This is a genomic window from Nostoc sp. 2RC, from assembly GCF_014222165.1.
Lineage (GTDB): Bacteria > Cyanobacteriota > Cyanobacteriia > Cyanobacteriales > Nostocaceae > Nostoc > Nostoc linckia.
The window spans coordinates 1-21,173 of the sequence record NZ_JACKZU010000119.1 but is presented as its reverse complement, the minus strand read 5'-3'; the positions used below and the strand labels follow the sequence as shown (position 1 = coordinate 21,173).

The 21,173-nt window shown below is 37.4% G+C and carries 22 protein-coding genes; 13 read left to right on the top strand and 9 right to left on the bottom strand.

The features are described from left to right. Window positions 1–291: 291 nt before the first annotated feature. Window positions 292–450 (bottom strand): hypothetical protein, encoded by a 159-nt coding sequence (locus GNE10_RS15335; RefSeq protein ID WP_185565901.1) that lies wholly within the window; start codon window positions 448–450, stop codon window positions 292–294. Window positions 451–1,480: 1,030 nt separating this feature from the next. On the opposite strand from GNE10_RS15335, the gene GNE10_RS15330 reads away from it, so the two are divergent. Beyond that, entirely contained in the window at window positions 1,481–1,744 is a 264-nt protein-coding gene (locus GNE10_RS15330; RefSeq protein WP_185565918.1) for a hypothetical protein, read from the top strand. Between the two features lie 166 nt (window positions 1,745–1,910). On the opposite strand, the gene GNE10_RS15325 is transcribed toward GNE10_RS15330, so the two are convergent. Beyond that, the gene (locus GNE10_RS15325) at window positions 1,911–2,615 is read right to left on the bottom strand and encodes a hypothetical protein (protein ID WP_185565917.1); all 705 of its coding nucleotides are present in this window, start codon (window positions 2,613–2,615) and stop codon (window positions 1,911–1,913) included. A 640-nt stretch (window positions 2,616–3,255) separates the two neighbouring features. Between GNE10_RS15325 and GNE10_RS15320 the strand changes: the two genes are divergently transcribed. Then, window positions 3,256–3,429: an AbrB/MazE/SpoVT family DNA-binding domain-containing protein gene (locus tag GNE10_RS15320; RefSeq protein WP_185565916.1), complete on the top strand. Its 174-nt coding sequence runs from the start codon at window positions 3,256–3,258 to the stop codon at window positions 3,427–3,429. Further along, a complete protein-coding gene (locus tag GNE10_RS15315) occupies window positions 3,426–3,824 on the top strand; it encodes a type II toxin-antitoxin system death-on-curing family toxin (protein WP_185565915.1) in 399 nt (132 codons plus the stop codon). Before GNE10_RS15320 ends, GNE10_RS15315 begins: the two co-directional genes overlap by 4 nt. Before the next feature lie 129 nt (window positions 3,825–3,953). On the opposite strand, the gene GNE10_RS35985 is transcribed toward GNE10_RS15315, so the two are convergent. After that, complete coding sequence (locus GNE10_RS35985; protein ID WP_260446891.1) at window positions 3,954–4,082, bottom strand: hypothetical protein; 129 nt, start codon at window positions 4,080–4,082, stop codon at window positions 3,954–3,956. A gap of 180 nt (window positions 4,083–4,262) precedes the next feature. Between GNE10_RS35985 and GNE10_RS15310 the strand changes: the two genes are divergently transcribed. Continuing rightward, window positions 4,263–5,165 (top strand): tetratricopeptide repeat protein, encoded by a 903-nt coding sequence (locus GNE10_RS15310; protein WP_185565914.1) that lies wholly within the window; start codon window positions 4,263–4,265, stop codon window positions 5,163–5,165. A gap of 231 nt (window positions 5,166–5,396) precedes the next feature. Here GNE10_RS15310 and GNE10_RS15305 read toward each other — a convergent pair whose 3' ends face one another. The 5 genes from GNE10_RS15305 to GNE10_RS15290 all read right to left on the bottom strand — a co-directional run bounded on the left by GNE10_RS15305 (window position 5,397) and on the right by GNE10_RS15290 (window position 10,617). Continuing rightward, the gene (locus GNE10_RS15305) at window positions 5,397–6,326 is read right to left on the bottom strand and encodes a tyrosine-type recombinase/integrase (protein WP_185565913.1); all 930 of its coding nucleotides are present in this window, start codon (window positions 6,324–6,326) and stop codon (window positions 5,397–5,399) included. 390 nt (window positions 6,327–6,716) lie between these two features. Continuing rightward, window positions 6,717–6,845, bottom strand: a complete 129-nt coding sequence (locus GNE10_RS35980) for a hypothetical protein (protein WP_260446890.1) — start codon at window positions 6,843–6,845, stop codon at window positions 6,717–6,719. Further along, window positions 6,829–7,683 carry a hypothetical protein gene (locus GNE10_RS15300; protein ID WP_185565912.1) on the bottom strand — a complete coding sequence of 285 codons (855 nt, stop codon included), beginning with the start codon at window positions 7,681–7,683 and terminating at the stop codon, window positions 6,829–6,831. Before GNE10_RS15300 ends, GNE10_RS35980 begins: the two co-directional genes overlap by 17 nt. Before the next feature lie 625 nt (window positions 7,684–8,308). Further along, window positions 8,309–10,129, bottom strand: a complete 1,821-nt coding sequence (locus tag GNE10_RS15295) for a protelomerase family protein (protein WP_221642861.1) — start codon at window positions 10,127–10,129, stop codon at window positions 8,309–8,311. A 254-nt stretch (window positions 10,130–10,383) separates the two neighbouring features. Then, entirely contained in the window at window positions 10,384–10,617 is a 234-nt protein-coding gene (locus GNE10_RS15290; RefSeq protein WP_185565910.1) for a helix-turn-helix transcriptional regulator, read from the bottom strand. A gap of 370 nt (window positions 10,618–10,987) precedes the next feature. Here GNE10_RS15290 and GNE10_RS15285 point away from each other — a divergent pair, with 370 nt between their 5' ends. From GNE10_RS15285 to GNE10_RS15270, 4 genes are read left to right on the top strand one after another with little or no spacing between them, the layout of a single operon-like run. Then, window positions 10,988–11,293, top strand: coding sequence for a hypothetical protein (locus GNE10_RS15285; RefSeq protein ID WP_185565909.1), 306 nt, complete (start codon window positions 10,988–10,990; stop codon window positions 11,291–11,293). Window positions 11,294–11,320: 27 nt separating this feature from the next. Then, complete coding sequence (locus GNE10_RS15280; RefSeq protein WP_185565908.1) at window positions 11,321–11,950, top strand: hypothetical protein; 630 nt, start codon at window positions 11,321–11,323, stop codon at window positions 11,948–11,950. A gap of 8 nt (window positions 11,951–11,958) precedes the next feature. Beyond that, entirely contained in the window at window positions 11,959–12,717 is a 759-nt protein-coding gene (locus tag GNE10_RS15275) for a hypothetical protein (protein WP_185565907.1), read from the top strand. After that, window positions 12,714–14,819 carry a hypothetical protein gene (locus tag GNE10_RS15270; RefSeq protein WP_185565906.1) on the top strand — a complete coding sequence of 702 codons (2,106 nt, stop codon included), beginning with the start codon at window positions 12,714–12,716 and terminating at the stop codon, window positions 14,817–14,819. Before GNE10_RS15275 ends, GNE10_RS15270 begins: the two co-directional genes overlap by 4 nt. Window positions 14,820–14,981: 162 nt before the next feature. Here GNE10_RS15270 and GNE10_RS15265 read toward each other — a convergent pair whose 3' ends face one another. Continuing rightward, the gene (locus GNE10_RS15265; protein ID WP_185565905.1) at window positions 14,982–15,587 is read right to left on the bottom strand and encodes a hypothetical protein; all 606 of its coding nucleotides are present in this window, start codon (window positions 15,585–15,587) and stop codon (window positions 14,982–14,984) included. Between the two features lie 138 nt (window positions 15,588–15,725). Between GNE10_RS15265 and GNE10_RS15260 the strand changes: the two genes are divergently transcribed. The 5 genes from GNE10_RS15260 (at window position 15,726) to GNE10_RS15245 (ending at window position 20,882) form a co-directional block, all read left to right on the top strand. Further along, window positions 15,726–16,187: a hypothetical protein gene (locus tag GNE10_RS15260; RefSeq protein WP_185565904.1), complete on the top strand. Its 462-nt coding sequence runs from the start codon at window positions 15,726–15,728 to the stop codon at window positions 16,185–16,187. A 49-nt stretch (window positions 16,188–16,236) separates the two neighbouring features. Next, complete coding sequence (locus GNE10_RS15255) at window positions 16,237–19,506, top strand: hypothetical protein (protein WP_185565903.1); 3,270 nt, start codon at window positions 16,237–16,239, stop codon at window positions 19,504–19,506. Window positions 19,507–19,513: 7 nt separating this feature from the next. Beyond that, on the top strand, window positions 19,514–19,687 hold the full coding sequence (locus GNE10_RS36510) for a DUF6888 family protein (RefSeq protein WP_397325675.1): 174 nt from the start codon (window positions 19,514–19,516) through the stop codon (window positions 19,685–19,687). Then, window positions 19,684–19,896 (top strand): DUF6887 family protein, encoded by a 213-nt coding sequence (locus GNE10_RS15250; RefSeq protein WP_185565902.1) that lies wholly within the window; start codon window positions 19,684–19,686, stop codon window positions 19,894–19,896. Before GNE10_RS36510 ends, GNE10_RS15250 begins: the two co-directional genes overlap by 4 nt. An 827-nt stretch (window positions 19,897–20,723) precedes the next feature. Further along, window positions 20,724–20,882 carry a hypothetical protein gene (locus tag GNE10_RS15245; RefSeq protein ID WP_185565901.1) on the top strand — a complete coding sequence of 53 codons (159 nt, stop codon included), beginning with the start codon at window positions 20,724–20,726 and terminating at the stop codon, window positions 20,880–20,882. Window positions 20,883–21,173 lie beyond the last annotated feature (291 nt).

The window sequence follows — 21,173 nt, the reverse complement described above, 5'->3', positions numbered from 1 at the left end:
TCTGCGTTGTAAGCGCTTATGTCTGCGTTGTAAGCGCTTATGTCTGCGTTGTAAGCGCTTATGTCTGCGTTGTAAGCGCTTATGTCTGCGTTGTAAGCAAAACGGTGTGTAGCAAGCAATTCAGAGTTTTTATCATCTAAGGTATAAGCACTTCAGTATATAACATCGAATAGGTTAGTCAGGTGAGAACTAATCGCTTATTCTATTATAATCGTTTTTCTAGAATATATATAAGCGCTTAATAAAATTGTAATCGTTTATTTTTTATAAATGTAAGCGCTTATTAAATTGTCAAGGTTTCGGTGTGTAAAATCTAATTGTTTTGACAGCTAAGCCTGCGTTATTCTCGTTGCCATCGCGGTGGAGCGGCGTGGCTTGGTAAATTGGCTTGTTGGGCGTGGTGGTCGCTTGGTGGAGAGATAGGTTAGCGATCGCATCGAGAATTTTCACCTCACCACAGTGCTGTTAAGCGGAGATTAAATCTAATCGCTTATTAATTTGTAAGCACTTAGGAGTGTAAAATCTAATTGTTTCGACAGCGATCGCATCGAGAATTTTCACCTCACCACAGTGCTGTTAAGCGGAGATTAAATCTAATCGCTTATTAATTTGTAAGCACTTAGGAGTGTAAAATCTAATTGTTTCGACAGCGATCGCATCGAGAATTTTCACCACAGTGCTGTTAAGCGTAGATTCAATTTAATCGCTTCGTAAGGTATGAACTAATCGCTTATTAAATTTTAAGCGCTTAGGAGTGTAAAATCTAATTGTTTTGACAGCGATCGCTATGGAGCGGTGTGGCTAGGGGTAACGTGACTTGGTGCGTTCGCTGCTGACTGCGGTAAGCGCAAAAATGGCGCGTAATACGGGTTTAGGGCGGTGGTGTACGGTTTTATGACGTGATGGGCGTCTTGTAGTGGTTACGTGGCTTGGTGGGGCATTTGGGGCGGTAGTGTGGCATGGAGCGGCGTGGTGGCACGGTGGCTGTGTGCTGCATTTTCGCGTTGACAACATAACCCCCGCTAATATAGGTCAAATCTGACAAATTCTAAAAAGTGTCAGAAAATGACAAAATCGATTTTTCACTTTCAATCGGCTGAAAGCTATACCTTGTAAGCGTTACAGGTGTCAGATAATTTTTACTGAGATAAAAAGTCAAAAGCTGATACAAACTAACTGTTTTGTACTGAGATAAGCCCATAAAATACAATTCCCCACACCGATCGCGCTAGGGGGGAATTTTGAAAAGGATGTGAGATTTTTGGCGCTAGTCTTCATCGTCAGAATTATTCATTAACTCGCGTAGGCGGCGTATGTTCTGAGGTTTTACGGTTAAGAGTGTGGGTTCACTCGCACTGTTCTCTAGCAGTTGCCGCAAGTCATCCTCAGCTATGCATTAGATCCTTTAGTGTTCATATAGCTTGACTTAGAATTTTATATAAGTTATTACCGATAATGTTGGAGATAGAATGTAATAAATATGGACTTCAATCAGATAGAGAAAGTTTTTGATATTGCTTCTAAATTGATCCAAAGCTCTGAAGAAAATCCTAAATTAACGGTTTATCATTTGATTTATGATAACGCAGGTCTTGGTCATGTTGAGTTAGAGCAAACTTTGGTGTTATTAAAAGAGAGTGATTTAATTTCATTTAGAGCTAAAGTTTTTAATGACCTAGATCCGATTTATTTGACTCATAAAGGTTTACAGAAATATCTACAATTGAGGCAAGCTAGAGAGTAATAAAATTAATTCCTTCAAAAGCGATCACACCTCGCTATCCATGCAAAACCCCACAGCTATAAGAAGCGCTACGGGGTACAAATGGAATTATGGGGAATGGGTCGTTAATCAGGTGTTTGTCTAGGCATATTTTATCTATCGTTACCACTACCTAGCAGAGTAGCATTTACTTTAATAATTCTGCTATTTTCAACTCCATTAATTTATTGAGATAAGCATTTAATCCGCTACTATACAAAAGATCATGTATAGTAAATTGTTTTTTACACTCTTTCTTAATTAAATCTATTGGGAGAAATCCGGCTGATATAATTTTATATTCATATTCTTTATTTTCATTATTTTGTGATATTTCTTTAACGCTTGCTAAGATTTCTTTAAGGGTTACTTTTTTTTCAATTAACATACAAACTAAAAAAGTGTTTTCTTCAATTTCTTTTTTACTTATTGACCACTTAACAGTATCATAAATATCATTACGTGTTTTAACCTGAATTCCTCCTATGCTTGAATCAAAAATTAACTTGAAATCAACTTTATTGTCGCCATATTTTTTGATTGTATAGTCAACTTCAGTAACTAATTGATCTAAGCGGCTTTTGACAGCTTCCTCTCCTAACTTGCCTATAAAATTTTTTTCAATAATTTCTATGTTTTCTTTAGATGAAATCTTTTCATACGGATTTTTATATTTATTAAACATAGATAAAGAAAAATTACCTATTTTTCTTATTGTACTTAGATCTGACACAACTGTTATTTCACTATTTGTACCTGCGGTTTGACAATTTAATAAAGAATCATCTTTAAGCCTTTTTATAAAGTCATATTGTTGTTCCCGTAATAATTCAATACTATTTATTTCATACATTATTTTCATTTTTATAAAATTATTTATGAAGATATCGAAAAAATAATTTGTTATTCCTTCTTAATATCTAGAGTTCCCAGTTTTATACTAAATATCCCAAAGTTTAGATGGAAGCGTATTGTTATGGCGGTTAGCATCGGCACAGTTGCGATATCAGCAATAATAAAAATTGATCGCGAATGGCGTAAGCAAGATGGGTGGTGTACGCGATACCAACCAGATGGGAAAGAGGAGATTCTATATGGTGATGACTGTTGGAAGTGAAAAAGTAACATTAGATAAAAATGATTAAAGCAATCGTCACACTCCGCTACTCTCCCTAGTGCCGAGTTATCTGCTGTGCTGGGAATGGGTGAATTTCAGCTATAGCCAACTAGCCTTAATACCCGATGATGCGAGTGAATAGCGGCCTTGACCTGTGAGGGCTGTGATGCCGTCGTGTAGCAGTAGAGAATTTTGGTAGTGGCAGAGTGAGTTTATGGTGAGAAAGTGACTTTTTTCTCTATTACCCGGATAATAGAAATGTATATGGTATTGACGACGTTAACAGAGGGTATGCCTTATTATGCAAACCTTGAAACTTCGTAAAATTGGAAACACTTTGAGATTAGTCACTGTAAAGAGAAGATTTCTTTTAATTGTGACTACTCCTCGTAATGCTCAAGCACGCCGTAATGTTCAAGCACGCCGTAATGTTCAAGCACGCCGTAATGTTCAAGAAATATCTAGTAAATCTCAATTTGATAAGGCTATGGAAGCTTATAAGCAAGTAAGTAAGCAGTATAGGAACGCGCTTCGTGAGTTAGCTAAGTGAATGATATTTTTTGGTTGAGTGAGGAAGTTATTTTAGCTATGCACGAAGAACAACTAGCTGAACACGGTGGTCTTCCTGGTATAAGAGATACTAATCTGCTCTCAGCTAGTTTAGCAAGACCTTTAAATTTATATGCTTATGGCGAACCTACACCAACTATTTTTGAATTAGCAGCAGCTTATGCTTTTGCGTTTGCTAAGAACCATGCATTTGTAGATGGGAATAAAAGGGTAGCTTTCGTTTCGATGGCTACTTTTCTTATATTAAATGGATATTCTTTAATAGTACCAGAAGATGAAGTTGTACTAATGATAAAAAGACTTTCAACTGATAAAGAAAGTCAAGAGTCTATAGCCGAATGGGTAAAAGAAAATTCTCTCAAAATAACTAATTAATTTGTTACAATTTTTTATTTAGAGTTTTACAATCTGAGTACAACTTAGATATTTTTTATCAATGCCCTAAATATCCAATTTTAAAATACTTGGGGCTTTTATGTTTGAAATAGTCTACTCTAATTTTGGTTATTCAGTTTTACGAGGTGGTAATCCCTTTTGGTTTGGCTGTACTGTTAGAGGATTTATCGCTTCTGTAGGAAAACTGAAATGGTCTTTGTATGCTTCATAATCACGAACTAGCGATAATATAGCCATAACCTTCATCAGCGCAGATTGAAGGATTTTTAGAGTATGTGAATAAGTCTAAGCACTTATATTGATAAATTTAGTATTCCCATTTTCATCATGGAAAGATATGAAGTGACACCAACATAATACCAAGCTATCATGGTGAACAACCCTTCTTACTTCAAAAAAACCTACCATTAACTAATTATGAATAGTCCACAACAACTGCGAGAACAGGAAGCCAATGTTTACTGCAATCGCGGTGTTCTTTACTATGACCAAAAACAATGGGAATTAGCACTGGCTAATTACAACAAAGCAATCCAACTTAATCCTGATTGTTCTCTTGCTTACAGCGTTCGCGGTGTTCTTTACTATGACCATAAACAATGGGAGTTAGCACTGGCAGATTTTAACAAGGCAATCCAACTTAATCCTGATTGTTATCTTGCTTACACTGGTCGCTGTGATATTTACAAAAACCAGCAGAAATGGGAATTAGCACTGACTGATTACAACAAGGTTATCCAACTTAATCCTGATAATGCTGATAGTTACGTAGGTCGCGGTAATCTTTATGATGATATGAAAAAATGGGAATTAGCACTGGATGATTATAACAAGGCTATCCAAATAAACCCTGGTTTAGCTATAGCTTACTACAATAGAGGTCTTTTTTACTATAACCAGCAACAGAAATGGGAATTAGCTCTGACAGATTTCAACAAGGCTATTCAACTTAATCCTGATTTAACTCAAACTTATGCCAATAGAGGTCTAATTTACTGTAACCAGCAGAAATGGGAATTAGCTCTAGCAGACTTCAATAAGGCTATCCAACTTAATCCTAATGATAGTGTAGCTTATCTCAATAGAGGTCTAGTTTACTATAACCAGCAAAAATCAGAATTAGCACTGAATGATTTCAACAAGGCTATCCAAATTAATCCTGATTCAGCTCAAGCTTACTACAATATTGGTGTTTTATATTATCAGCTTAAAGACAAACAAAAAGGAATAATAAACTTACAACAAGCAGCAATATTATTTATAAATCAAGGCAATATTCCTTCTTATGAAGTAGTGATGAATCTGTTAAATCGATTATAGTAATTCTAGGTAAACCACCGACGCCTGTTGCTGTAATTGAGGCTAAAACAGAAAATAAGTTACCGGATTTTGGTATCCAACAAGCACGAAATTATCAGAAGCGGTTTAATGTGCCTTTTGTCTTCTCCAGTAATGGGCATTTGTTCGCTGAATGGGGAGAGGATACGCGACAAATCCAGACTGGTAGTCTTTTTCAATTCTCTTCAAAAATAACAGAATAAGAGTCTGTATTTAAACCCGTGGCAAATGCAAAGCACTGCTATCTCCCGGTCGGATGTGGATATAACCTGACGTAGTAGCAATATCAGCGTGGCCCATTGTTTGCTGGATTAATGGAACGGGCGTATTCCTCTCAGCATTGTGAGTGGCGTGGGAGTGCCTGAGCCAATGGCAACTAACTTTCTCCATTAGGCCCGCTCGTTGGGCAGCATCTTTAATAATGGGATCTACGTTTTGACGGTGTAGCGGCTTATTTTTACCGTTACGACTCTTGAAAACATAGGCATCTTTGGGCGCGTCTGTCCTGTAATCCATCAATTCGTGCCACAAATATTCTGGCAGTAAAACATGACGAGACTTATTCCCCTTGCCAACCACCGTAACTTGCCCGGAGCGATCGCGCTCTGTAAAATCTCTCCACCTCAGCCCTACTAACTCCGACACTCGCAAGCCTGCTACATATAACAGCTTTAATATCAACAAGTCTCTAATTTGTTGAGCTTGATAACGATACTCGGCCCGTTCGGTCAGCCGAATCATCAGCGCGATATCAGTTAGAGTCAAAACTTTCTCATGCAATCGCTGGTCAATTTTCTTTAACTTGACAGCAGCACCGGGATTTTGTTTTATGTAGCCTGTTTTATAAGCAAAGGAGAGCAAACTTTTGACCGCCGCCATATAGGTTTGAATCGTAGGTGCAGCCAATCCCTTTTGGTGCAAATGTTCAGAAAACTCCACCATATCTTCAACAGTCGTGTGGGCGATCGCTTTCCCCACTCCTGCCAAAAATCCAGTAAACTGCGCCGCATACCGCAGATAACACTTTTGGGTCGAGTCGGGCTTGTCGTGCAACCACAACTGAATTAACCGTTGTTGGGCATTAACGGGAGCTAATTTAGATAGTTGCTTTCCTCTGGGCTTGACTGCTACTACTGGTGTCATAATGAACGGATATTTCAAACAGACAAAATCACAATTTTGTCTCCTTCATATCCATACACCTCTTTGACTACAGCAAGATCATTTCTCCCAATTTCTTTACCTATTTTCCCGAATCGGGAAATTTAGCGATCGCTTTCACCTGGAAGAGTACCGATATCAGGGTATACCGTGATATCCGAGTGGACTATCTGTTGATTTTGAGCAGAGATTTAGTCAATCGCCAGCTATCAGTAATTATTTAGTTAGCCACGGGAATAGCGATCGCCTCTACCCCCAATTTTTCCCAATCTGGGAATTTTTGCAATTCCCAGAACGGGATTTTGTAGTGCTAACACAGCCGTTAAAATTAGCTGTACAAAAATCAATTATTTGGGAAATGTTTGCGATGTGCTAAAGCTTTTGGCGATCGCTAGAGAACTCATAAGTCATGATTCCGGATACGGGAATGACATTTACACTCAAAATTCCACTATCGGCAGTTACCGCTTCTGTTGATGAATTTTCAGCTAGCACACTCATGCAATGAAATTAGTGTGCGACCACTATATTCTTGCGCTCGTGCGATAAACCATTCTAGAAATTTGGGGAAAGCTTCAAAATTAACCACCTCTTCCACATTGAATTCATAAAGCACCCCAAAACGCGAAAAGTATATACCTAAACGCTTTAACTCAACGGTATCCTTTTCCAGCATTTGCTCAATCACAGACAAAGTATAGTAACCCATCAACTGATTCAAGTAGCGACGTTCCAGACTGAGTTTTTTTACGGTCTTGAAATCCACGAGCAAATCATCAACAATTAAATCGCTATCGGCTCCACGAACTAAAAAGGCTGCTTTCGGCCAAGTAGGATTCAAAATTATTTTCGCCGAAGAATTAAAAAGCTCAGGCTTTAATAACGGGGCTAAACTTCGCAAATCCTGAATATCTTGCTGATTAATTACTTCCCACGTTTCATGAATATAACCCACCCGCATAATAGCATCTAGCCTTCCTAGCTGTAAGGCTGATTGAAGTAACTCATTTGTTAATTGTCCATTGGTCAAGAATTCTTGATAATTTTTATGAGCTTGGTCGATAACTCTTTTGGCTTGGTTGTATAAATTATCTTTCCTCTTCTTTTTTAAGTAATATAAAGCATACTCAGCAATCCATTCTGATTCCTGAGCGTGAGGATTTTGATATTTGATATGGAAACGTAACAAATAATCAAATGCCGTTCCCACTAGACGAACATCACTACCATTCGGTGCTGGTGCCAATAATTCTTCTTTTACATCAAATTTTGGCTTGGGGAATTCTGCTTTAAATCTTGCCCTTACATCTGGTAGTGCAAGAAAGTCACTGAGGCTCATATTTTTGCCCTCCCCTCTGAAAATAACAGATTCTTCAACAGCTAAAATTTTTCAGAAGTTGTGTTCCTATATATTATGTTAAATAAAATCTTTAAACTTGACATATTTTTCCAAGGGCTATAACCTCCCAACATGGAAGAGTCTATTTAAAGTCAAATTCTTTACAAATTTTAAATATGATACAGACTCATCTTAAACTTGATTCCGCAGACTCTAATACCATCGGCTAAGTTTCTATCTAGATTTACAAATAGCAATTTGTAGTGCTAATTTTTTGTTTTTTTTGGCACTACAAGTTAACACAATATGTTAGCGAACGTCGCGTTGTCATCTTGCGTGTTGGGGACGGGGCGTCGGGGGTCGGGTTGTGCAGTGGTTGAGGTTGGGCTGGTCGGTAAGTCTCTTTCATAACGGCTGTTGATTAGTACATATCCAGTTATGACGACATCTCTACTAAGTCTGAACACACAAAGATTTAGAGCTTTTTGTTAGTTGACTATTGGCTAAATGCCACGGTCTACCGTGAGGTGCATAGGGCAACGGTAGCGTAGTGGGCGGTATTTAGACTTTTAATGACATCGACCAAAAAGCTGCTAAGTACAGCCGACCATAACTTTTGCGGATATCACCATTTAACGACTTCTGTAATAGAGACTTTGTGAACTTTATTGTGGTGAACTCCTAACTCATGTTTTGCATTGTGGTCATCAATTAATTGCTTATGTTCTGCAATCCAAGGTGAGATTAATTGACCGTTACAGCCTGATAACTCTGATAGGACACGCAATCCCACATACCATTTTTGATTTTTCTCTGTGGCGTTATCGTTATGTGCTGTGATTGCTAAATATGCACGACGGATTTTTTCTATAGCAGCACCGCTAACTTTAGTATTTCTCAGTTCGTCACTTGGTACACTCTCCCAATCTTTCTCAGGTTTTGTCGGTTTAGTTTGTGATGCTTTAGTTTCTGAGTTTAATAGAGTTTCCGATTGCTTTACTTGTAGATTCTGAATTTTCGGTAAGAGTTTCTGTAACGCCGCTTCAATCTTCTGTTCTATAACTTTATCTAAATCAGTCTCATTGATTTTCTGCATATTATTCTGATTTTTTTCGTTAATAGCTATCGCGGATTTTAATTGTTGTACTTGTTTTTCAAGCTCGAAAACGGCATCATGTTGTTTGATTAGATACCTGACTAAATCTTGGTTATTTTCAAAATTATGTTTTTCCTTTATTAGCTTTAGTTTCTCATTGTCAGACTCATAAATACTCAATCTATTTCTGAGAACTAATTCTCTATGTTCGTCTGATATCTGTGGTTTTTCAGTTGATTGTGATTTTTCAGCTTCTTGTGATTCTTCAGCTTCTTGTGATTCTTCAGCTTCTTGTGATTTTTCAGGTTGCTGTGGTTTTTCAGATTCTTCGCCTACAAATGGTACTGGCTCATCAACGTAATAATCGGAATATCCTAGTGTGGTGACTAAATGTTTGAGTTGACCATCATCTGGCTTTTTATTGTCGATAAAGTGTCCTACTGCTCGTGATGCCCACAATAAATCATTAATTTTTTTTGGACAGTCTCTCTCGGTAATCAAGCGCAAGTAAGCCGCTCTGAGTGAAATAGCATTGATTTTTTCATGTCCGTGCCGGGGCGGTAAAAAGTTGAATTCTTTTTCAATTACACGGCGTAATGAATTACCACGTTTATTTTCGATTTTTTTATTAATTTCTTCTGGTGAAGTTCCTTTTTCTTCTTCGTTATTTAGAAAGTCTTTAATTACTACAGTTTCGGGCATCTTGTCAAAACGCTCGATTGCCTCAAAAAATAGAGAGGCGGGAACTAACACACCAATACGATATTCAGGCCGTTCATCCTCTGGAATATCGTAATCTCTCTTTTTTGCTTGACCTGTAAATCTTAAAAAGTATCCTGGTTTAAGGTATTTAGGTATTTTCGTCTCCTCTGAAAAATTGCCACGAACTAGAACTTCAATCGGGCGGCGGCCGCTAGCAGCAACCAGTCCAACTGCTAATTCATGAGGGTCTTCACTCTGGAGTAATTTAATAGTCGTTTCCAAATAACTGGTAACATCTATTTTTTGACGGTTCTCTAATCGCGTTATCTTTGTGTCGCCACTGTTGATACCACCCTCACCATTCCAGTTCGTATCCGCTAAACCACTGAATTTAAAGTGTAGATGGCGTTTCCAGAGTGTGCCGTCTTCTTTTGTTTGAATGTAAGCGTTTTCTCCCTCAACCAATTCTTCAACGGGAATTGTATTTATTACTTTGTTGTAGGGAGTCAGTTTATTTGCGCGGGTTTTTGTAGCGTAATCTGGCTTTAATAATACGCTTGTTAGCTCCTCACACACTGATTTTATTTCTTCTGGAGTGCGTAAAAATCTAATTTTTTCAAAATACTCTTGTGGTGTCATTGGTTGCATAGCAGTTAATTATCTCAACTGCTTACATATTAATCTAAGCGCTTATTAATGTCAATTAAGTGTTTATATATTTTCTAAGCGCTTATCAATGCGTTTATCATCGGTTGAGTTCCCCCGGCGGGAAAATTTTAAACCACTCACTTTACACACCCACCAACGCCGTAGCAAGGGTTTTAGAGTTTCAAAGGTAGACGTTCCCACCTTGTTTGCTAATTACCCACCTAGTACCCACCTTAAAGTTGTTTGTACTTGCCTTATCGGTCAAGAAGATTATCTTGTTCTGCATTTTCTACCACCTCGAAAATATCGTTAGGTGTACATTCAAGTGTTTTGCATAAGGTATAAAGTGTATCTAAAGATATTGATTTTACGCGGTTACTTTCTAGTTTGCGATAGTTTGATTCTGTAACACCAATTGCGTCAGCTAGTTGCCTTTGAGTCAGGTTTTTACTAAGTCTTATATCTCGAATTTTTATAGTAATTGGCATTACCTAATTCCCTACATCTATATTACTAGCAGTTCTCACGACCGCTTAAAATATGACTGGTTATAAAATAATCTTATATGTTGTAATCGGTCGTTTTTCATTTTAACCTTTATCTGGTAAGGTTTCGGACTTTTAGGTTAGGTTGTATTGTATAAGGTCATTTAATAATCGCTTAGATTACGAGCGGTCGTTTAATGCTATATATGAAAGATATGGACTGGTGAGCATCACTTTACCAGACAGACTCCGACTACCAAGTCAGACAGATCATATTTACTTGTGAGATAGTTACAGCCTTCTTTCTAAGTCTTGTCTTGCCGAGTCTGACAACTATCTAGTCCACAAAATAACCATTTATTAACCAAAACAAATGTTAGCCACTGCCCAAAACCTTGCTGAAACTGATCCACTTTATGAACCAGAGTATACACGGGCTGTAGCCGCTGCTAAATTGCAAGTTACCGTCCGAACGTTATCCAGATATTTAGCGTTTGGTGCTAATTACATTCCAGCTTTGAAAGCCTATGTGACTGATGACGGTGGCTTGAACGGGAAGCGAATTTTAGACTCGCACATTAAATATTTAGAAGAAATTCAACATCTCAAATTGAATTATTCTTCGGTACGAGTTAGCGAAATACTCACAAAAAAATACTCGCCTTTAGAAAATGATTAGACCACCAACAATTAAAGAATACAAATCATGCAAGTTAAAAATTACGCGAATAAATATCAAATTCCCGTGTCTGATGTAATCGAAACTTTGTCAGTCAAATTCAATAAAACAGTTTGGCAGCCATCATCAGATTTAAAAACATCACACACAGCTTTGCTTGATTCTGTTTTTGGTAATCATCAGTTGCAGTTACCTCCTAACGAGTTAAATTTTCCCGGAACGGGAAAAGAACAGTTGCAGTTACCTCCTAGTGAGTCTGAATCATCCCAATTACAAACCACATTACCCAGTGGTGATTTAGCCGAACATCTGCAAGTCCACTCTAGTAGCCTGACTGCCACTGATGTAGAAGCACTGCAAGCTACTGTACAGACTTCAATAATTGAGGAAAGAGCCGAACTAGCAGCTATCAGGGATTTTCAAGCTTATAAAGCAACTTACGCGGATACGACTCGCGCTCTGGTAGTGAACGATATTTACCAGAAATTAGATGCGCGTAATTTAGCCCGTAAAAAATTTGAGGAGGAGCAAAACCAGTTAGCAGTACAAAACCCTAACCCAGAAAAATCATCTGATTTGATGAGTGAGATGTTAGGGATTTTGAAGGCTGATAAATATAAAAGTGACTTCCTCACATCAAAACTAGAACAAATTTAAGAGGTTATATGGTAGCACGAAGGGGCGGTTTAACAGGGTCAAAACGGGTAAAAGAGCAAGCTGAAAATTCTGTCGGTGCTAAAGCAAAACGCATTGCAGAGGAGGCGATTGCATCATTAGGCAATGTTTCACAAGTCGCTAGTAAAGTGGTTGAGACGACCGCACAAGGTAGTAAGACCATAGGCGATATCGCCCAAACAGTAAAACCTAATGGTTACCAAAATGGTTTTCAATCCTCAGCACTAACTCACAATTCCGATATTTATGGCGGAGTAGTATTTCCTAAACAAGATTTTTCGGGGATGATTCCCAGTGATTTATTAAATCCACAAATCGAATTACAAGCGACTGATGAGCAATTAACCAACGGGCTGGCCACTTATGCCGGGGCAAGTCGCGCACAAGAATTGCTGCAAGCTGGATTTAAATATATTCAAGAGGTAGGGCAAACCAGACAGCAATATCATAAAGCCGAACAGTCGATTATTAAAGGTGCTACAGAAGGCATCAAAGTACAACAAGAGGTGGTCAACTTTGATATTGCTAATGTCAATTTAGCAACTAGCCAAGAGAAATTAATTCAAGCCGATGAGAAATTAATCCAAGCCCGTGTAACTTCACAAGCTATGCGGAGTGAGACTGAACAGATGAGGCAATTTTTTGAGGCTAAGGAGCTAAAGAAAAATGCTGAAATTCAAAGGCTACAAGCTGAATCACAAAAAATTATCCAGACCTATTTAAAGGGTAGAGTACCCACATCCGCATGAACAACTTAACCCCAATTAGTCTGATATTGGGGTTATCTGCTGCAATTACTGTGGCAGTTAGCCCCAATGAAAATATAAAATTTTACGGGACTATCCTCACTGGTGTCGGGATAGGTGGATTTATTTTTTCCCAGTTGGATAGCCAAGAAAATAAAAATCAAATCGATAATTTACAAAAAACTGTTGATGTCCTTGACCGCCAACGCCGTAACTCTGAGGATGAAAAACTTAGAGTAATCCGTGAGTGTAATTCTATAAAAATAAAGTTAGATGAGGAGTTGCAGCTTGTTAGAGAGGATATGCTTGCGAGACAATCGAGTAATAATTCTCTCAAAAATCGTGTCTTGGAATTAGAGAACGAACTGAAATTAGAGAAGTCGTCATCCCAATCTAAAATCCGAGAGATAAGTAATTTCAGCACTGGAATCGCTTATGAAATTGTTTATGATACCTATAAAACCCAAGCTAGTAAACTGGATGGATTGGTGTCCGGGTATAGCCATAACTACCCTGATTTAAAAGAATTTTTTGAGAACTTAGAGTCTGAAATCGATAAGGTCAAATCCTGGGCGGTGAGCGATTTAGAGGCTTATCAGGGAGTTAAAAATTTACAGTCTTTAATTGACGAGGGATTGAGGATACAGCAACGCATTATCAGCAGATGTAGTGATATCAAAATCAAAATACTCACAACTGTAATTAAATATCTAAATAGCCTTGCAGAAGATTCTGTGAGTTTCGCAGAATATCAAAATAATATTGTTGAAATATCCGAACGAGCTAAATTACATATTTTAGAGAAAGAGTCTGTAATTGAAAATATCGCCCAACAGTGGATTAAATCAAATACTTCCACTAGCGAACGATATTCATCTGAGTTCACTGAAGTCCTTGAAAATGGGAAGCATTTAGTCAATCGAAATCACGAGTTATTAGAGAAAATCGAATTGATGAATCGACCTCTTAAATGGTCGGTAGCCACTCGCCAGGACTTAAGGGTAGGCAATATCATAATTGATTATTTTGAAGCTAAGGGTTTTATTCTTGACCGCGCTAAAGCTGACTATGACCACTGGCAATCTACCTTAAGTTTCCACATCGACCGTAATAGCAGAATTATTTTACCGTCTGAATTAGAACCTGAAGGTGAACGCCTACAACAACTTTGTCACACTCTATCACCTGTAAAGTTTGGATGGGATGCGGAGGAAGGCTTGTTAACAGCGTGGCTGCATTTAGCTAAAAAACCAATTAAACCAATCATTGAAGCCGATATAAATAAGCTGTGGAAAACTGCTGATAAGTTACGGTATACCGTGAGGTCATGGTCACGAGTTAGAGTCACTGGCGGTAGTGAGAGTGGTAAATCACCGACCGCTGAAAATATCGCTGTATGTATTCTGCTAGCACGGGGCGGCACTGCTGAATTATTCAACCCACAGCACGATTCTGTAAAAAATCATTGGACTATTCCAGCGATCGGGTTTACTCATGACGATTCACTATTGGGGATTGAATCATTAGCAGCGATCGTCAACGAAAAAACTAATAACCGTAATAAATTCAAAATCTCGATTTTTGACGAGGTGGACAGTACAATGACTCACGCTGAAAAACCAAATGATGTTGGCCAAAATATTTCTACTATCATCAAGCAAGCAAGTCACCAAAATTTAGGAGTGCTATTCGTTGGGCAAAATGCCAATGTTCGGCATTACCCAGGTATGGATAGAAGTGACTGGAATTCAGCAGTCAATGTACATATTGGCAACAACGCCTACGATGCGATAACTAATTCAAACCAGATAACCAACGAAGAACAAACCAGACTTAAGCTACAAGCTGACAAGCTCACAGAATTTTGCACTACCAAAAATCAGGAGTTGGGACTGGACTTCACTAATCCGCAAGCATATAGATTCGCTTTGGTATTAGGAGATGGTAAACCGTATTTTATTCAATTGCCGGACTTCGGAGCTTACACTTATGACATGGTAGAGAGTGCCTTAAAATGCCCTAAATGCGAGTCTCACAACCATATCTCGCACGGGGGTAATCGCCGTAAATGCAAAGATTGTCAGCACGTTTTTACTGTGAGTTAAGTAGTCAGTTTTTGCAAGTTAAGAGTTGAGTCAAATCCAGTCGTAGAGAAGCTTTGAGTCAACTGTACGAGCTTGGTACATTCACAATAAGAGTTGAGATTAAACCAGTTACAGATAAGCTTTCAGGGATTTAAACGTTAATTAGAAATATAATCTACTGGTTTAACCTACTTTCAGGTCAAAATCTTTAATTTCCAATTCCAGAGCTAGTGAAGTAATCTCTTGAATTATTTCAGGAATAATTATAAGTGTTTGTTTTTTGAAACAAATTTTTGATGATGAATTTTCCCCTAAAGCATCGTAGGCAATATATTTTATGATTTCAAAAGCATCATCAAAATCTAACTTCTCACCGTTTTTTATATTTTCAATTGCTTTTTTTAATTTTTGATTAACTAAGTCATTATCTTCTAATGTAATCTCTCCTAATAACTGAAAATAAATCTCGTCATTTTTTTCTAAAATAAGTAAAGCACTAGTACATTTGTCAAGTCTATTAATCAAAGTTTCTAAATCTTTAGAAGAAAATAATTTAAAATACTCTATTAATAGTTTAAATGACCAATCTTCACTAAATCGAAATAATACTCTTAGAAATATTAATTGATTCCAACTATACAAAATCGTTGGATGTTTAGCAGGTACTACTAACTCGATATCATCCAGTTTACGCAATTGATTTCGAGTCAAGCTTGAAAGTAATTCCGCTTCCTTTTGTGAAAAAAATCTCGCTTTCTGTACCCTGCCAAAATCACGCACATCATTCATAAGTCTTACTCCCTCCCTATTACCATAATATCCTAGAGTTGTATTAATAAATGTTGCGACTTGGTAAAATTAGTGTTTTTTACCATAGATTGTAATTGTGACAAAGCGAACAAGCGTACAAAGCGTAAACAACACATTATGGCACTTAAAGCGAAAGTAGCAAACAAGGTACAGACCAATAAACAAGGACTAGTAGAGGGAACCGTTACCCAAGTACTAGAAATTGATGAGCGCACGGAAATACAAAAAGGTAAAGAGGTTACCTATGCAGCACAATTCGAGTTTCAGATTGAAGCTGAAGGGACTCAAAAACCAATACTTTACCGTATCTGGACACGGCAAACGTTCAATAACGAGAAGTACGAAAAAATTGACGAAACTGTTGATTACAACGACTTTACTCGTTTAATGTTGCAACTTGAATTAATTAATGAGTCTGATTTGAAAGACTTGCAAAATCCTAAGCTAGCCAGTTTTGATGTAGAGGCTGTTCAGGGTTTAAAAGTTGTATTTGAGTTAGAACCATCCAAAAAAACAAATAGTAAAGGCTTGAAGGTTCCCAAACTAACTAGTATCAAACCTCTTAAACCTACAAAATAATTATCACCAGGGGAGTATAAAAACTCCCCTCTACTTTAAATAGGAAGTTATGCCGTTTTTCGTTGACCGTGAATTAAATGTTTATGAAAAAAATCCTGTAGTATCGCTACCAGAATTTAAATCTACTTATCTGGTATCTGACACAGAATCTACAAAACATTTGAAAAAACTAATAGTAGATTGTATCGGTATTTATCTACCAGAATTAATTTCTGATTATCTGGTAGTTTTTACTTATGACGAGTTAACTGTTGATTTTCACCCTGTACACAGCGCTCTTAAGGCATTCGGCTACAACATCAACTTTGCAAGTGAAGATGGCTTAGTCAGCGTTGTAGATGATATACAGGAGATTTTTAACGATGCTGTAGATTGTACTCAAACAACTCGCAAAGTAAATAAAGCATTTCGAGATTTAATGGAGCAAGGGTATTTTGACGATCAGATAGCAGATTTAAATGTTGACCCAAACTGCTTAAGCCTACAACGGGAAAAATCTACAGGTGAATACACAGTCATACTAAAACCACCAAAAATCGATATTCAGCTTTTATTCTTTTATGGCTTTGCAGACTTATTCAAGATATGGGGTAAAAAGCATCAGCATAAACTGTTAGAGTCTAATCTAACCCAACAAAGAAGCCTCAAATTGCGTAATAAATACGGACGTAAAACTCCTATAGTTGAATACAATCGTATTGACGGTCGGTTATACGAGTTTAACTACGATTTAGGCGAAACGATGTACCGATTCCCACCACGCAGTAAGGGTTTAGATGCCCAAACATCTATTTTTGAAGTGAAAACTAGAAAAATAAATATTCACACTCGCATTATTGCAAACGCTCTCGGCTCGGATAATATCAACTTTGCTATAGAAAATTTCACTCAGTTTCTAAAAAAATTTCCAAAACTAGCCTTACAGTATAACGCTACAGATATTTTTGCTACATGGGATTTACATCTTAAACAACAGGAATTTTATGATGTAATTTTGAAAAGTTTCGACCTAGAACCACTGCAAATTGCTGATACCACTGGCAGCAACGTCTCAAAATTTATAATCGAGTCAATCGACAAAAAGTTTAACGCACTTGATAAAGAGTCTCAAAAATTAGTAAGTAACGCTATCGCTTTAGGTGGTATTACCAATCTAGAGGAAACACCACTTAATGACTTTGGTTGCCAACCTTTTTTAACAGTAGGTGGTTTACTCTACAGCCGTATGTCTAAGGTTAAACTATTGCTAAGTTTTTTAAGTGATTGTGATTTAAAGTCTTGCTATGCAAGTTTTATGAGCATGATGAATGTTTATTTAGGAGAACCTGTAATATTAACTTGCAAGTACGACAAATACAAATTTACTCTCAGAGAAGCACTAGAAATTATTGAAGAACAAAAAGCTCCTCATGACGGATGGTTTATTCGAGTGTCTGGAAAACTCGATAAAGCAATCAATACTTTAGTTATGAGTGATTTAAAATTCAAACCAAAAAACATCAAACAACAAAAACTTTATGAAATCTGTGATAATCGGAAATCTATAGAAGGTTTTAACGCCTACAAAACGAGCAAACGTCAAGCTCAAAGCATTATTCTAATTAAACAAATTATATTTGGACTCATCAGCAAAAGCACTATTGAAGCACTTAAAAAACTTCCCAATGATTGGTATGAAGAATATCTAAACCTTAAATGTGATGTAGTTTGTTTTTACCCCGGTGATTTAATAGCAGATAACATAGCTGATTATCAGAAAATTAGAGATTCGCTACCAGACCACGAGTACATTGAAAAGTTTGATATGAAAAGAGGTAAAAAAATTATTGAATCACAATATTACAAAAACAACGTCTGTCTAGCATTCCCGATTAGTAAATACTGGATTGAATTAAAAGAAAAACGCGCTGAATTTAAAAAAGCAAAAGACCCTATTCAGGAAGTGCTTAAGCTGTTTGGGAATAGTGGCTATGGTGTACTAGCGTGTTTGTACTTAATTACAAATAACCTTATGGCATCTAACCAAATAACAGCTGCCGCTAGGTCAGGCGCATGGCTAATGACTAACGCTCTAAACGGTATGGGGTCAATCACAGACGGTACTGGCTTTAGTTGGCCACATATCCCACTTGGAAAAACTTTTCATGAGATTGTAAATCAAAACCCAAAATATCTACAGCACTTTGATGAGAGTATTAAGTCTGGAATTGAAATAACTCCTAATTTCGATTTTCAAGGTTGGATTGATAAAAACCTGAAACAGCATTTAATGGATTTTTATCAAGTAGATGAGTCTGACTACAACTTACAGCAGTTTGATTATGAGTTGAAAACTGAAGTTTTTTTAACCAAATCTGGTAAAGAATGGTTTGAAAATAACGCTCAAAGTGCTGAGGAATTAAAATACGAACTTGGTATCGAATGGGATAAATATTTGCTCAAACAAAGTTATATGGCAGAAACTGCATTATTTACGAAGTTCTACAACACTAACGCTGGTAACTACTGCAAAGCCATAGACGATGAAGCTATTTTAATAGACGGTAATGAGTACGACTTGGTTGATAACGAAGCACCTATTAAAGCTCGAAGCTTCCAAGATTTAGATAAAAAATTAGTTAAATGGTACACAAAAAGTATTGAAGATAAATATACAGAACCTCTAATCTATTCAGAAAAAAAGTTAATTAAATTTGGTGATGGTAATAAAATCGCTATTTCACTTTTAGAGTCTGGTAGTGAAGAAATTGTTCACCCTATGGGTTTTGAGACTACTGCGTACAAAATAATGAAGCTCATAACACGGTCACAATTCCTGTTTGAGACTGAAGTACAGTTAAGGAATTTTGAGACTAATGAAGTAACACTTTCAGAACTAACCAAATCACTCGGATTAAATCAAAAAACTTTTTGGAATAATCTTAAATCTGAAGACGTTCTACAATACGGCGTGGAAATGCGAACTGGGGTTGATTATTTTACCTATGCTAAATATCACCCTACTGGTATTGGTTTTGAATTACTTGCACTTGCCCCTAGTGTGAAAGGTGATATTAACCTGGTAAGACAAAAAATTGTAGAACTCATTGAAAAAGGTTGTAAAGATTTTAATGCTGGATTAGCAATTACCCGTAATCTTAAAAATGGCATACCTCTAAAAAACATATTTGCAGCAGTGATTATCGCCAAAAAGAATGCTGAGGATGATTTGAGGCAATTACTAGAAAACAGCACCACAGAACCCACGTTGCTAACGGTAAACCGTGACAACATACGCCGCCTACGTGAGTTGATGAATAATTCTGAGGATGAAGACTAATTAAAATATGCCTACACAAGAACAAATAAGAACTTGCTTCATTCTCTGTTACAGAAATACTAAAATGTATCTACCCATATATTTAGTAACTGTAGACCGCCGTACAAAAGATGTAGTGATTTTGGCAGGTGAAGAAACTGAAATCGTTATCTACCCGAACGGGAATTGGAGATATTTATGAGCAAACCTGATTTCACATCGTTGACCCGTAGCGAATTACGGCAATATATCCTTGAACACAGAGAAGATGAAGAAGCGCTACAAATTTACATTGATAGATTCCAATCTCCCAATAACAAAGTATTTCCAGCACCGCAGACAATTGAGGACTTAGAGAACTTCCCAGAATTACATCAACAGCACCTTAACCAACGACGCAACCAAGCTTAAACCCCAGTAACGAACCCCACACCACCTACCTATAACCCAAATTCCCTACAGCGATCGGTGTGGGGAATTGTATTTTATGGGCTTATCTCAGTACAAAACAGTTAGTTTGTATCAGCTTTTGACTTTTTATCTCAGTAAAAATTATCTGACACCTGTAACGCTTACAAGGTATAGCTTTCAGCCGATTGAAAGTGAAAAATCGATTTTGTCATTTTCTGACACTTTTTAGAATTTGTCAGATTTGACCTATATTAGCGGGGGTTATGTTGTCAACGCGAAAATGCAGCACACAGCCACCGTGCCACCACGCCGCTCCATGCCACACTACCGCCCCAAATGCCCCACCAAGCCACGTAACCACTACAAGACGCCCATCACGTCATAAAACCGTACACCACCGCCCTAAACCCGTATTACGCGCCATTTTTGCGCTTACCGCAGTCAGCAGCGAACGCACCAAGTCACGTTACCCCTAGCCACACCGCTCCATAGCGATCGCTGTCAAAACAATTAGATTTTACACTCCTAAGCGCTTAAAATTTAATAAGCGATTAGTTCATACCTTACGAAGCGATTAAATTGAATCTACGCTTAACAGCACTGTGGTGAAAATTCTCGATGCGATCGCTGTCGAAACAATTAGATTTTACACTCCTAAGTGCTTACAAATTAATAAGCGATTAGATTTAATCTCCGCTTAACAGCACTGTGGTGAGGTGAAAATTCTCGATGCGATCGCTGTCGAAACAATTAGATTTTACACTCCTAAGTGCTTACAAATTAATAAGCGATTAGATTTAATCTCCGCTTAACAGCACTGTGGTGAGGTGAAAATTCTCGATGCGATCGCTAACCTATCTCTCCACCAAGCGACCACCACGCCCAACAAGCCAATTTACCAAGCCACGCCGCTCCACCGCGATGGCAACGAGAATAACGCAGGCTTAGCTGTCAAAACAATTAGATTTTACACACCGAAACCTTGACAATTTAATAAGCGCTTACATTTATAAAAAATAAACGATTACAATTTTATTAAGCGCTTATATATATTCTAGAAAAACGATTATAATAGAATAAGCGATTAGTTCTCACCTGACTAACCTATTCGATGTTATATACTGAAGTGCTTATACCTTAGATGATAAAAACTCTGAATTGCTTGCTACACACCGTTTTGCTTACAACGCAGACATAAGCGCTTACAACGCAGACATAAGCGCTTACAACGCAGACATAAGCGCTTACAACGCAGACATAAGCGCTTACAACGCAGA